Genomic DNA, 13,182 nt, shown 5'->3' with positions numbered 1-13,182 from the left:
TCTCTTGTGCAGCCGGGCTCTCTTGTGGGGCGTGAAAGGGGGGGCGTGGGTCGGTCCGACGAACGGATTCCGAAAGTCTTATGATCTGCGCCGCCGCTGGCGCCACGGACTGATCTCTTTCGTTCCATTGTCCGTCGAGGCAATCGTAGGGGCATCTTCCTCCTGCGTTCGGCGGTAGTAGAGCGTAGCAGCGAGGGCCGCCAGCTCGTCGCGGTCCGGGTTGTCGAGGTGAAGGGCATCCGGATCGAATTCCTCATCCACGAAATGAGTGGTGAAATCTCCCTGGCGGAATCCCTCGTGCTGCATGGCGAATCGGCAGAACGGAATCGTGGTGGCCATGCCCGCCACCTCGTACTCGTCCAGCGCCCGGATCATGCGGTCGATGGCGTCCTCTCTGTCCACGCCCCACGTGGTGAGTTTCGAGATCATCGGGTCGTAGTGGATGAGCACCTCGCCCCCCTCCTCCACCCCCGCGTCCACCCGCACGCCGAAGCCGGACGGCGCCGCGTGCCGCTTCAGCGGGCCGGGGTCCGGCAAAAAATTCGAAGCGGGGTCCTCAGCATAGATGCGGCTCTCCACGGCGTGCCCGTCGATCGACAAATCGTCCGTCGTGTATCCCAATTCTTCGCCCTGCGCCACGCGCAGTTGCTCGGCGACCAAGTCCACGCCCGTCACCCACTCCGTGACCGGGTGCTCCACCTGCAGCCGGGTATTCATCTCCATGAAGTAGTAGTTCAAGTCCTTGTCCACCAGAAACTCGACCGTCCCGGCGTTCCGGTAGCCGCAGGACTCCGCGGCCGCCACTGCCGCCTCGCCCATTTCGCGACGGACCTCCGGCGTGAGGACCGACGACGGCGCCTCTTCGATCACCTTCTGATGCCGCCGTTGGATGGAGCACTCCCGCTCGAAGAGGTGGATCGTATTCCCGTGGTGGTCCGCCAGAATCTGAAACTCAATGTGACGGGGCTCCTCGATGTACTTCTCGATAAAGACGCGGTCGTCGCCGAACGAGGACTCGGCCTCGCCTTGCGCCCGATCCATCGCCCCTGCGAAATTCTCAGGCTCGTGCACGATGCGCATGCCCTTTCCGCCCCCGCCGGCCGCCGCTTTGATGAGCACCGGATAGCCGATCTCTTTGGCGATTTCCTCTCCGTCCTCCGTGGTCGCCACCGCGTCGGTCGTGCCGGGGGCCATCGGGACCCCCGCCTCCTCCATGAGTTGCCGGGCGGCGGTCTTATCGCCCATCGCGCGAATGGCCTCCGGGGGCGGGCCCACAAAGTGGACGCTAGCGTCGGCACAGGCCTCCGCAAAATCGGCGTTTTCTGAGAGGAAGCCGTAGCCGGGATGAATGGCGTCGGCCCCGCTGCGATCGGCCACCTTCAGGATCGCCTCCTGGTCGAGGTACGACTCGGCGGCGGGCGCCGGACCGATGTGGTACGCCTCGTCCGCCAGACGCACGTGGGGGGCCGAGCGGTCCGGCGTGCTGTAAACGGCCACCGTGCGGAGGCCCTGTTCGTGACAGGTGCGCAGGACGCGCACGGCAATTTCGCCGCGGTTGGCCACGAGGACCGTCTGGAGGGGGCGGGTCGAGTCCGGGTAAGCTGACATTCCGTTCATCTATGACTTGGGAGAGGAAGAATTGTGAATCGAAGGGGGCTGCGGAACGAGTACTGGAGGGGCCTGATCCTCTTACGCAATAGGGCGAAGAGGGAAGAGGCGGATGACCGGCGTCGGTACATCCTGGAGGCCCAGCGCCTGAACGTCAAACGGGGTCGTTTTTCCAGAACCCCTCCAACATTTCGCGCCGGTGGCGGTCCAACTGGCGGACGAAACTCGGGACCATCCACGGGAGGCTTAGCACGCCGATAAGACCGATGCTCGCGAACAAGACGGACACCGTGAGCCAGGCGGAAAAGAGTCCCCCAACGACGATTCCGACTGCGAGGATCAAGCCTACCGGCAGGCCCATTTTGAGGCCGATCTCCATCGCGGCCGGAGACGCAGAAATGCCCTCTGCAGTGGAGGAGTCGACCGGGGTTCGCGTTCGCGGCCAAAAAAGACCAGTCCGGGGATGAACGTGCCAATCAGAAAGACGACGAAGGCCAGTGCGGAAACAACTTGGGCCCGCGGCACCCACGGCCACAAGGGGATCGTGAGGAGCAATCCGAAGAGCGCCCACAGCCCGAGCATGATCATCCGGCTCTTCACGATCATAGCGAGGGCGTGAGGACGGGCGAACAGTCCATCGGCGTAATCGGAGAGCACCCCGTAGGAATATCCCCCGTAGATCATTATTCCCGCGACGACGCCAACGATCCAAAACGCACTTCTGGCCTCTCCTAGAGGAGACAACGACCCTCCCGGAACCGCGGCGATGAAATAATTTCCGTATCCAATCAATAAGATCGGCAGCAATCCAGGAAGGAAGCGTCGGAGCAGCCGCGTGCGAATCATCTGTCGAAGCTCCAGCGCAACGAGTTGGCCTGCCGGCAGTGTGTCTTCGATACATCGGTAGAAGGCACCGCGTCCACCGGATCGAGTGCTTGCCCGGTGCGTTTGCTGGTCGGTGTCCAGCCGTATGCGCATCGCCCGGAGTAGCGCGACGGTCGCCCCACCGACCCCGACGAGTGTGCAGGCCAGTCCGGGAACCGGTGTGCCGAATATGAACTGGGAGGCTGCATGCACCAGGCCGAGTCCTGTTGCCGCGTCCAGCCCAATTGCTAAGACCCCGAGAAGTAGACTCACACTTCCCGTCCACGGACGACAGTCCAGGAGCACACTCAGCCCCTGCGTGCTCAACGCCGGGCCTACGACGTTCAGCAACAGGGCGGACGCGAGCCAAGCGAGAGCGCCCACGGTTGATGTCGCTCCACCCATCTCCGCACTCCAGAGCGGGCCCACGATGACGAGGGCTAGGAGCGTATGGGGGGAGACCAGGGACAGAAGAAATTGCGCGCGCAGCAGCCTGTTTGTTGAGATCGGAAGGGGCAAATACGAATCCAGCCGCTCCGTACGCAGGAACCGGAACAGGAGGCGGACGAGGACCAACCCCAGGACCAGATACAGCATACTGCCGTTGACGAGCGCCGTCGGGTCGGCATCTGGGTACCGCTGTTGGAGCAGGTCCGTCACCACGTAACTCCCGACCCCGAGGCCATACAGGGGGAGCAGACCCAGGAACAGGACCAGAAGAACGTTGAATAGGTCTACATGACGGTATAAACTTCGCCGTAGGCGTCACCAGCGGTGCCGGAGTAGGATCCAGAACGGAGACATTTCGGGGGATTACCTGTTCGGAGCGCTGAATGAGGCACGGTTGGATTTGTGCACTCTCGTCAAACTGACGGACGGTCAGGGAGACTGAAGGTTCAGAACGTCTCCGGAAATGACACAAGTCAGACGCGATGACACGAGGACGTCCGCCATTTCGTCTGATGTGTGGGGTGGCATGGAATGTGTGAAAAGAAAAGAATGCCCAGTGTCCCGGATTTGCGGGACGTTCCGGCGTCTCCGCGGCTACATTTTGGCGGGACGCGGCGGGCCCGGAGCGTCGTCCTGTCACTTTTGACAGGGACGCGTACCTCACCATTTTGCGCTGGACTGCGCTCTCATAGCGTTGTACTCCTATGCCGCAAACGAAAGACCTATACGACATTCTCGGCGTCGACGAAGACGCGAGCAAGAAGGAAATCAAGAAGGCGTATCGGGAGCTCGCGCGCAAGCACCACCCGGACCGCAACCCGGACGATCCGAACGCCGAGGAGAAGTTCAAGAAAGTACAGAAGGCGTATTCGATCCTCTCCGACGAGGAGAAGCGTCAGCAGTACGATGCCCAACGTCGCTTCGGCGGGGGCGGGGGCTTTGGTGGCCCGAATGGGGGCGGTCGTGGATTCGGGGGGCAGCGCGGCGGCGGTCCCAATGTGCACTTCGAGCAGGGCGGCTTCGACGAGGTCTTCGGCGGGCGGGGCGGCCTTGGCGACATCTTTGAGAGCTTCTTTGGGGGACGTGGCGGAGGCGGGGCCACGCGCGGACAAGATCCCTTCCGTCAGCAGCGCGGACAGCAACGCCAACGGCAGCGGCGCGGCGGTCAGGACATTGAGACGAAGCTGCGGTTGTCGTTTCGGGAGGCCCTGGAAGGGGGACGTCGGGAAGTGGAGCTGCCCACCGGCGAGTCCATCCGACTCACCATTCCCCAGGGCGTGCGCAACGGCTACAAGATTCGGCTGAAGGGGCGGGGACAGGCCGGGCCGACGGGAGAGCGCGGCGACCTCTACGTGACCTTTGAAGTGGGCGAGCACCCACGCTTCCGACGCAAGGGCGACGACATCCACCTCACGGAGGAAATCGGCGTGTTCGAGGCCCTACTCGGCACGGAACGACGCATCCCCACGCCCTACGGCCAGCGCATCAAGCTCACGATTCCGGCGGGCACCCAGCCGGGCGAGAAGCTGCGCCTGCGCGGCCAGGGCGTGAAGACCGAGGACGGGCAGGGCGACCTCTACGTCGAGGTGGACGTGGACGTGCCGTCCGACCTGAGCGATGAGCAGCGTGAGACGCTTCGCGAGGCTGCTGAGGACGCAGGTCTACTTTAGGCTGCGGCTGGGCAGACGGCGGACCGACGGAGATGGCTCTTGAGGCGGTCGGTTGTCTGTGGTCTGCCATCATTTATAGCAAGTCTGTACTTCGTGCCTTGACGGCTTACCGTCGCCGTCGCCGATCCCGGCCGCCGTCCTGCGATCCGGAGCCAAACGTGTACTGGAAGGCCAGCGACACTTCCCGGCGCCCCCACTGAAAATTGGAGTCCTGGAAGACGTCCTCGTCCCGGTACCAGATGTTCATCTGCGTCTGGTCGAAGAGGTCGTCGACCCGCAGGGTGAGGCTTCCGTTGCCCCCGAAGAGCTGTTGCCGGAGGCCCATTTCCGTGCTGGAAAAAGCGTCCATTCGGCCCTGGGGCGGAATCTCGCGGGCCGGACGGTAAAACTGGCTCATCTGCAACTGCAGGCCGTCCCGCAGTTTGATCCGTAGGTTGGCACGTCCCGAGTAAAGGAGAGCGTCCTGGCTACGGTCAGTCGTCAGGTTCGATCCGTCGGTCACGGACCGGTAGACGCTCCCATTCAGCCGTCCCTGGAGCCACTCCCCGATGCTATAGGTCCCGACCACCTCGGTGCCGTAGGCGGTGCTTGAGGAGAGATTTTCGGCCCGGAGGACAATCACGGTCTCTCCATTCTCGTTGGTTTCCTGTCGGGGGACGCGCTCGATCTCATTTACCGTGTGGCGTACGTACGGCGTGAGGGTGACTGAGCCAATTCCCCATCGCTGCGTCATGCTCAGCTCAAAAGAGTGGATGTATTCCGGGTCGAGTCCGGGGTTGCCCTCGCGCCGAAACGTGGGGTCTTCGTTGTCCTCTAGGGGGCTAATGTGCCAGAGGTTGGGCCGATCCACACGTTTGCTGTAGGAGAGGCGCGCCTGGCGTCGGGGGCTGGGCTTGTAGGTGAGGAAGGCACTCGGATACAGGCTCACGTACGAGCTTTTGGTGGTTCCCGTGCCGCTGAGGTCGAAGGCGGTCCCCACAGTTTCGGCGCGCAGGCCTGCCTCCAGGCTCACGTCCCCGAAGCCGCGGTTTACGGTTGCGTAGGCCGCATGGATTTGCTCGTCGAACGTAAAGGTCGTCTCGGTTCCTTCGAAGGTTTGGTCGTTGTCGAGGCGGCGAAGCGTGCCCTTGTACCCCGTTTCCAGGGCAAAGTCCCCGAGAGACCGTTCGTAGTCGAGCTTCAGGGAGCCGTCCTGCTCGTCTTCATTGAGCGTCTCCAGTTCCTGGGTGCGGGGAGCGGGGCGGCGGGTGCCATTTTCGTAGCCGAATACCTTGTAGAGGCCATCCTCGGTTTCGAATTCGCGGTCGTAGCGGAGCTGGGCACTCAGGGTATGTCCCTGCCCAAACTCATGGTCAACCCCGAGGCGTCCGTCAATGCTGCGGTCGAGATTTTCGGACTCGGTCACGCGGGCGTAGCGGTCCTGCCGGTTCTCCGGTGTGGTCGAGCTACGGTATTCCCAGTATTCTGTTGTGCCCGTTTCCTCATCTCCGCGATAGCTGAAGGTCGTCTCCAGGTCGAACGAGGTGTTCTCTGAGAAAGAGTACTCCACCTGCGTGTTAAGGGAGTGGGAGCGGTCTTGCTCTTCCTCCTGACCGGACTGCTCCGTAAGCCGGTTGGGGGAGTCGGCGTTGAGCTGTTCGAGAAAGCGAGCATCGGAATCCTCCTCACTGTCGCGGCGGTGGGAATAGGTTGCCATCGCCCGCCAGCCCCCGGACTGGTAGCCCACATTTCCCGAAGCGTTGCCGCCCCACCGTGCGTTGGCGTCCCGTTCGGTGCCGAGCGTCATGCCGCCGTTCCAGCCAGCGGCCAGGTCGTGTTTGAGCACGACATTGATAATTCCGGCCATGCCCGTCGGGTCGTATTTTGCCGAGGGATTCGGGATGATCTCTACCCGCTCCACCGCATCGGCCGAGAGACTTTCCAGGTAGCTTACCAGGCTCTGTCCCTGCAGAGACGCGGGTTCTCCGTTGATGTGGAGGGAGACGCTCTCACTCCCTCGAAAGCTGATGCTTCCGTCCATGTCGATCCGCACCGAGGGGAGGTCCTCCAGTACCGACCGGGCCGACCCGCCAGCGCTCAGCGTCTGGTCGGACGTGTTGTAGACGTTTCGGTCCGTTTCCATTCGGGCCGCGGGCCGGTCGGCCATGACTTCAACCTCTCCGGCCTGCGTCGTTTCGGAGGCGAGGCGAATGGTCCCGAGGTCCGTCCCTTCTCCCGTCGTCGGGCGCGTGTTGGGAAAGCGGCGGTTGGCAAAGCCGACGTAGCTGATCCGGAGCACGTATCGGGGGCCGGGATCGGCCTCCAGAACGAACCCACCGTCCGAGCCGGTGGCCGTGCCCGTTACCAGCGTCGAGTCCTCTGCCGTCTCGGTCCAGAGCGCGACGGTGGCTCCCACGAGCGGTTCGCCCGACTCCTCACTTACGACTTGACCCGTGAGGCGACCCGTCTGCTGGGCCCAAGCTGAGGGGGCGGAAAAGAGGGCGAGGGAGACGAGGAGAAGGGCGAGCAGACGTGCTCTCGAAATGAAGTCCATAACAACGCCGTCGACTGTGAGGAGAAGTATGCGACTTCTTCTAGCACAGTACAACGAGCGAGGGTTCGCCCAATGTTACCAAATACACCTCTCTGTCTTCAATTTCATCATCCTTGATTGCGAGTGTGGCAGGCCGATCACTCTCGGACAGAGTGGGCAGCTCACAGGCAACGGACGAAGGCCTTGGGCGGAGCGATCTGAAATCACTTGATCGCTACGCTCGCGGCGCAGTCTGAAACTACTTGCTCACTACGCTCGCGGCGCGGGGGCTTGCCAGTCGAACTCCTCTTTCGTCATGTCCTTGTTGACAGGGACCGGATAGTCACCGGTGAAGCAGGCATTGCAGTAGCCGAGGTGGTTGTCGTTGGCGCGGTTTACGGCCTTCATGAGGCCCTCGACGGAGAGGTACGCCAGCGAATCGACGCCGAGGTAGTCCCGCATGTCCTCGATGCTGTCGAACCGGTTGGCCAGCAGCTCCTCGGCGTCCGGGAAGTCCATGCCGTAGAAGCAGGGGCTGATGACCGGGGGAGACGTGACGCGGAAGTGGACGCTCTTGGCCCCGGAGTCGCGCAGCATGTCGACGAGGTAGCGCGCGGTGGTGCCCCGCACGATACTGTCGTCGAGCACGACGACGGTGCGGTCCTCCAGCAGGCCCTGCACGGTGTTGAACTTACATCGGACCTTCATCTCGCGGCGGTCCTGGCCCGGAGCGATAAACGTGCGCCCCACGTAGTGATTGCGGATGAGGCCGAGGTCGAACCGACAGCGGCGGCCCATCTCCTGGCATTCTTCCGCAAAGCCGAGCGTGGAGGTGTTGGCAGAGTCCGGCACCGGCACCACGATCGGCGTCTTTTCGTCGTCGTTGGCTTCTTCGGGAATCGGGGCCTCCTGGGCGAGCTGAATGCCGAGTTGTCGGCGGACCTTGTCCACCATTTCGCCGAAGATCTGCGAGTCCGGCCGTGAGAAGTAGACGTACTCGAAGACGCACTGGCTGACGCCGAACTTGGTCGGGATCTCGTGGCTCTCAAAGTCGCCCTCGTTGGCACAGCCCTCGCGGTCGATGACCAGCACCTCGCCCGGCTCGATGTCGCGCACGTACTCCGCGTCGATCATGTCGAAGGCGCACGTCTCGCTGGCGACGCAGTAGGCGGAGCCCTCGTGGGTATCGGGCGTGTCCATGCGGCCCAGGGCCAGCGGACGGAAGCCGTTCGGGTCGCGGACGGCGATCATGTGGTCGTCCGTGAGCAGGAGCAGCGAGTAGGCGCCCTCGATCTGCATCAGCGCGTCGATGATCTGATCGAGGTGATTCTGCCGTCGGCTCTGGGCCGTGAGGTGCAGAATCAGCTCGCTGTCGCTGGTGGTCTGGAAGAGGGTGCCGCGCTCGCTAAAGCTTTTCCGAAGCTCGCGGGCGTTGGACAGGTTGCCGTTGTGCGAGAGGGCGAGGTTGCCTTTCCGGTGGTGGACGACGAGGGGCTGAATATTGGCCCGGTTGGCCGAAGAGCCACTCGTGGAGTATCGATTATGGCCAATGCTTGCGTCTCCCAGCAACTGCTTTTCGAAGAGGTCTGGGTCGTCGAAGACGTCGAGCACAAGGCCAAAGTCCTTGTGGACCGGCATAACCGGCTCCTGCTGCTTCTCGTCGAAGGTGGAAGTGGCGATGCCCGCCGACTCCTGTCCCCGGTGCTGCAGGGCATGGAGCCCGTAGTACGTATGCCGGGCGGCCTCAGGGTGATTGAAAATGCCGAAGATGCCACAGTGGTCTTGGACGGCGTCGCTCATGGGCGGCGGCAGCGGAAACCGCAGTTCGTGGAACGGGGGCGAGGCGGGACGCTAGTACTCAATCACGATGGTTGGGACGGGACGCCCTCTGCACACGTTCGTCCTCTAATTTCCACCGAACGGACCGTGCACGATTGTGAAACGGGCGGTCCATCCCGATCATTGTGCCGCAGTACTCGTGCGTAGTCAAGCAGAGGATGTTGAGTGTCGAACGTGTACTCAGTGTTCGAAGGTTGACTGTCTGCTACGAAGTTACGACTCGGTCAGCAATGCTCAACCCGACACGGAGCACGCAACACAGCACGAGCCAGCACTCGGCAGAGTCCCGACTTTACACTATCGAAACTGCAAACGATGGAGGTTGATCCCCACACGGAAAATCCTGGAACCGCTTCTATGCTCGGTTTACACAATCCTCTCGCCAAGAACGGGCAGATGGAGGAGGTTGGTATGCGCCTCTGGCGGAGGAAGGGAACGCAGAGGGGGCGGCGATCCTGGAAATGGCGGCACCTCGTGTTCGGCAATCCGGCGATGTCGCCTCGTGCCTCCCGGGGCCACATGATGCTGGGGGGCAGGCGGAGCAGTGAGCGTGGGACTGGGGAACCCTCTCTGGACTGTTGGAGCGATTTCCGTCGGAAGGCGTTCCCCGGTACGGACGCGACACTAAACTGGTTGATGCTGCACGAATCTAAAAACCATATGCCTTCCTCCGACCATCCTCATCAGGACCAGCCCCTCCTCGACCGCGGCGTTCCGCTCTCGGAGGCCTCTGCGGTCATGATCCTCCTCCATGGGCGCGGCGCCTCGGCCCGCGGCATCCTGAGTCTGTCCGACGAGTTGAGCATGCCCGACGTGGCGTACCTCGCTCCGCAGGCCGCACAACGCTCCTGGTACCCCGAGTCGTTCATGGCGCCGATTGAGAACAACGAACCGGCGCTGAGCTCGGCGCTCAAGGTTGTGTCCGACACGATTGCAAAAGTCACCGACGCTGGACTGAGCGAGGAAGAGATCGTCCTGTGTGGGTTTTCGCAGGGCGCCTGTCTGGCCACCGAGTATGCCGCCCGCAATCCGCAGCGATACGGCGGCGTCGTGGGACTCAGCGGCGGTCTCATCGGTCCGGAGGACACGACGTTCGACTACGAGGGCACCCTCGACGGCACGCCCGTCTTTCTCGGCTGCAGCGACCAGGATCCCTACATTCCGCTGGAACGAGTGGAGGAAACGGCCGATGTGCTTCGAGGCATGAGCGCGACGGTCACGAAGCGGATCTACGAGGGCATGGGACACACGACGAACGAGGACGAGATCCAGCACATCCGGTCGCTGCTGGGCCGGTACGTCGACGTGCCCTCCACAGTCGAAACGGCCGATGATGATGACGATGAGGAGTAGCGTGTCTTTCAGGTGGCGATGTGGGATCCTCGGACTCGGCATTGTTATCCTCTTTGGATTTGCCCCGCTGGGGTGGGCGCAGGCCGCCTCTCCCTCCTCCGCCGATTCGCTGACAGCTGCGGCGGTGGCGTTTGAGTTGCGCTACGGGGCCTCCCCTACTCCTGCTCCGATCCGAGATCGCTGGTTGGGGCGGGACAAGGTGCAACACGTCGTGTTTAGCGGCCTCTGGACCCTCTCCACGCAGTACATTCTCGTGAACAAGGCCGACTGGACGGAGCGCGACGCCCTCCCTGCCTCCATCGCGTCAGGGGCGGCCATCGGCATTCTAAAAGAGCTCTATGACGCGTCGCGCCTCACGGGCACGGCCAGCGGCAAGGACCTCGTGGCCGATGCGGTCGGCATTGGCTTGGCCGTAGCGGTGATTCAGCTCTGAAGACCCGTCGACGCGACACGCTGTGAGGGAGACGTGAGTCCTGAGATTAAAGCCACTCCCCCTTACAGATCGTCCGTCTTCGTACTCAGTGGGATTTCTCGACCGCTTCTTTTCAACCTACTCCCTGTTGAGGGCACGTGTCCAAAAGCAGAGCAGATCTGGTTGTAAGAGGCCCATCCGTGGGAAGAACACGGACGATGCACCTGTGATTTTTTTGATGGGACAGGGATTCGTCCGAACCCCGCCCCGCCGCTGCTGGGTTGAATCGCCGTTATGGCCACATCCCACACCGCACACGACGTTGAGGTCGAGGACCAGGCCGGATACTGGGCACTTGTCTCCGGCAACAAAAACTTCCGGCGCCTCTGGATCGGGAATCTCATCTCCTTGCTGGGCGACTGGTTCAACACCATCGCTCTCTACGTCCTCATTACCGAGCTCACCGGCTCGCCCCTGGCGCTGGGGGCCGTGTTCATCACCAAGATGTTGCCCTGGGCCATCTCGGCGCCGCTGGCCGGGGTCCTTGTGGACCGCTACAACCGGCGGCGGCTCATGATCGGGATGGACGTGCTGCGGGCCGTAATCGTGTTGGGCTTTCTGCTCATCGACCAGCCGGCGGAGGTGCCCTGGCTCTACGTGCTGCTGACGGCACAGGTCGTGGCGGGGGCGGTCTTCAACCCGGCCAAGAGCGCCGCGCTCCCCAACATCACCACGCCGCGGGAGCTCCTCACAGCCAATGCGCTCATGTCGGCCACGTGGTCGACAATGCTCGCGGTGGGGGCGGCCCTCGGCGGCTTTGCCGTGGAGGCGCTGGGGACAGAAGCGGTGTTTTGGATCGATAGTGCGACCTACGTCCTCTCAGCCGTCTTCATCATCGGAACCACCATTCCACAGGACACCGAGCCTGCCCAGACCTCCCTCCTCCGATCCGCCGCTCGTGAGGTGATGGACGGCTGGCAGCACCTCCGCGCTCATCCCCGCATTGGGCGGTTTGCCTTTGCGAAGGCGACCTGGGCGGTGGCGGGGGGATCTCTCGTCTACATGCTCGCGCTTCTGGGCGATCGGATTGCGCCCTCTGCCCTGGCTGCGGGCATCGGCATTCTCTACATGGCCCGCGGCATTGGCACCGGCATCGGGCCCATCGTGGTGCGCGCCCTCTTTCCCGAGCGGCATCAGTGGCCGGTCGTCATCGGCGGGGCCGTGATGATTAGCGGGCTGTGCTACGTGGGCATCGGCCTCGTGCCGTGGTCGTCGAGCCTGTCGATCATCGCGCTCGTCTGTACGCTCGTGGTGCTGGGGCACGCCGCCAGCGGAGGCAACTGGGTCCTCAGCACGGTCATCTTGCAGAAGCGGACGGAGGACCGATACCGGGGGCGGGTGTTCTCGACGGACTGGCTCTTCGTTATGACCGCCGAGTCGATGTCGATTCTCGTGGGCAGTGCGCTGCTGGAGGTCGGCTGGCTGACGCTAGAGAGCGCAGTGCTGGCGTTTGCCGGGCTGCAGATGGCCTGTGGATTGGGCTGGCTCCTTGTGGTGGTGCCGCGCGAGTGGCGGGACGAGCGGGCGGAGGCAGCTGCGGACGGCGGACCGCGGACCGCCGAATATGGTGCCTGAGGCGAATCCAGCGTCCCGAACTCTAGCGTCGGTTGTCGGATCCTTGAGACAACTCTGGTTGTTTTAACAAGTCCGTGTCCTTCTCTCATTTCTGCTCGGATCCGACATGGCTACAACCGTCGCTTCACGTCCCTCGTCCGAGGTTGATAACGAGCCGTCTGCAGGCCCCCGCCGGTTCACGCAGGAGGAGTATTTCCGGATGGTAGAGGTCGGCATTCTCGATGAAGACGACCGGACCGAGCTCCTGGATGGTCACATCGTAGAAATGGTTGCCCAAAACGCTCCTCATCGTGCCGCCGTCATCAAAGCGACCGAGCTTCTGGTCGACCGTCTTCGCGCCGCGCCGTACGTCGTCCAGACGCAATCGACCCTTCCGCTCGACTGCCACAACGTGCCGGAGTCGGATCTTGCCGTGTTGAGCGGAACAGCCGATGATCTTCTGGAGGGGGAGCCGGACGAGATTCCCCTGATTGTGGAGGTGGCAGACACCTCACTGGAGAAGGATCGAACGACGAAGCTCCGGTGCTATGCGACGAACGGGATTCCGGAATATTGGATCGTCAATCTCCAGAACGACACGATTGAGGTCTACCGAGAGCCCGCCGATGGAGAATACCGGCAGCGTGAGACGATGACGCGGGACGGGTCGGTCACGCCGCTCTTCGACGATTTGCTATCGTTTGAGGTGGGGGTAGTGCTTCCGCAGGATCCGTCCGACGAAGAGGAGTAGACGGTTCGTGACTCGTAAGGAGTGAAGCGTGAGGAACCGGCGTGTGCTTCGGCTACGGATTCACGGATCACGTCTTCCCGATTCACTGTCTGCGCAGAAGTTCGCACCC

9 protein-coding genes are annotated in these 13,182 nt (G+C 62.8%); 5 read left to right on the top strand and 4 right to left on the bottom strand.

The annotated features are described in order from the left end of the window. Positions 1–78 precede the first annotated feature (78 nt). Positions 79–1,608 (bottom strand): acetyl-CoA carboxylase biotin carboxylase subunit, encoded by a 1,530-nt coding sequence (accC, locus tag BSZ35_RS10410; RefSeq protein ID WP_105013811.1) that lies wholly within the window; start codon positions 1,606–1,608, stop codon positions 79–81. Between the two features lie 345 nt (positions 1,609–1,953). Beyond that, complete coding sequence (locus BSZ35_RS10400) at positions 1,954–3,189, bottom strand: DUF5687 family protein (RefSeq protein WP_219846686.1); 1,236 nt, start codon at positions 3,187–3,189, stop codon at positions 1,954–1,956. 437 nt (positions 3,190–3,626) lie between these two features. Here BSZ35_RS10400 and BSZ35_RS10395 point away from each other — a divergent pair, with 437 nt between their 5' ends. Then, positions 3,627–4,592, top strand: coding sequence for a J domain-containing protein (locus BSZ35_RS10395; protein ID WP_105012371.1), 966 nt, complete (start codon positions 3,627–3,629; stop codon positions 4,590–4,592). 106 nt (positions 4,593–4,698) lie between these two features. On the opposite strand, the gene BSZ35_RS10390 is transcribed toward BSZ35_RS10395, so the two are convergent. Both BSZ35_RS10390 and purF read right to left on the bottom strand, forming a co-directional pair. Then, positions 4,699–7,125, bottom strand: a complete 2,427-nt coding sequence (locus BSZ35_RS10390; protein WP_105012370.1) for a TonB-dependent receptor — start codon at positions 7,123–7,125, stop codon at positions 4,699–4,701. Positions 7,126–7,374: 249 nt separating this feature from the next. After that, positions 7,375–8,904 (bottom strand): amidophosphoribosyltransferase, encoded by a 1,530-nt coding sequence (gene purF / locus BSZ35_RS10385; RefSeq protein ID WP_105012369.1) that lies wholly within the window; start codon positions 8,902–8,904, stop codon positions 7,375–7,377. 699 nt (positions 8,905–9,603) lie between these two features. Here purF and BSZ35_RS10380 point away from each other — a divergent pair. From BSZ35_RS10380 to BSZ35_RS10365, 4 genes are all read left to right on the top strand, one after another. After that, entirely contained in the window at positions 9,604–10,296 is a 693-nt protein-coding gene (locus BSZ35_RS10380) for a dienelactone hydrolase family protein (RefSeq protein WP_105012368.1), read from the top strand. A 1-nt stretch (position 10,297) separates the two neighbouring features. Continuing rightward, positions 10,298–10,729, top strand: a complete 432-nt coding sequence (locus tag BSZ35_RS10375; RefSeq protein ID WP_105012367.1) for a hypothetical protein — start codon at positions 10,298–10,300, stop codon at positions 10,727–10,729. Positions 10,730–11,002: 273 nt separating this feature from the next. Then, entirely contained in the window at positions 11,003–12,343 is a 1,341-nt protein-coding gene (locus BSZ35_RS10370; protein ID WP_105012366.1) for an MFS transporter, read from the top strand. Positions 12,344–12,449: 106 nt separating this feature from the next. Then, positions 12,450–13,073, top strand: a complete 624-nt coding sequence (locus BSZ35_RS10365) for a Uma2 family endonuclease (RefSeq protein WP_105012365.1) — start codon at positions 12,450–12,452, stop codon at positions 13,071–13,073. The last annotated feature ends 109 nt before the right edge of the window (positions 13,074–13,182 follow it).

It is taken from the genome of Salinibacter sp. 10B (assembly GCF_002954405.1).
GTDB lineage: Bacteria > Bacteroidota > Rhodothermia > Rhodothermales > Salinibacteraceae > Salinibacter.
This window is presented reverse-complemented; position numbering and strand designations above follow the sequence as displayed.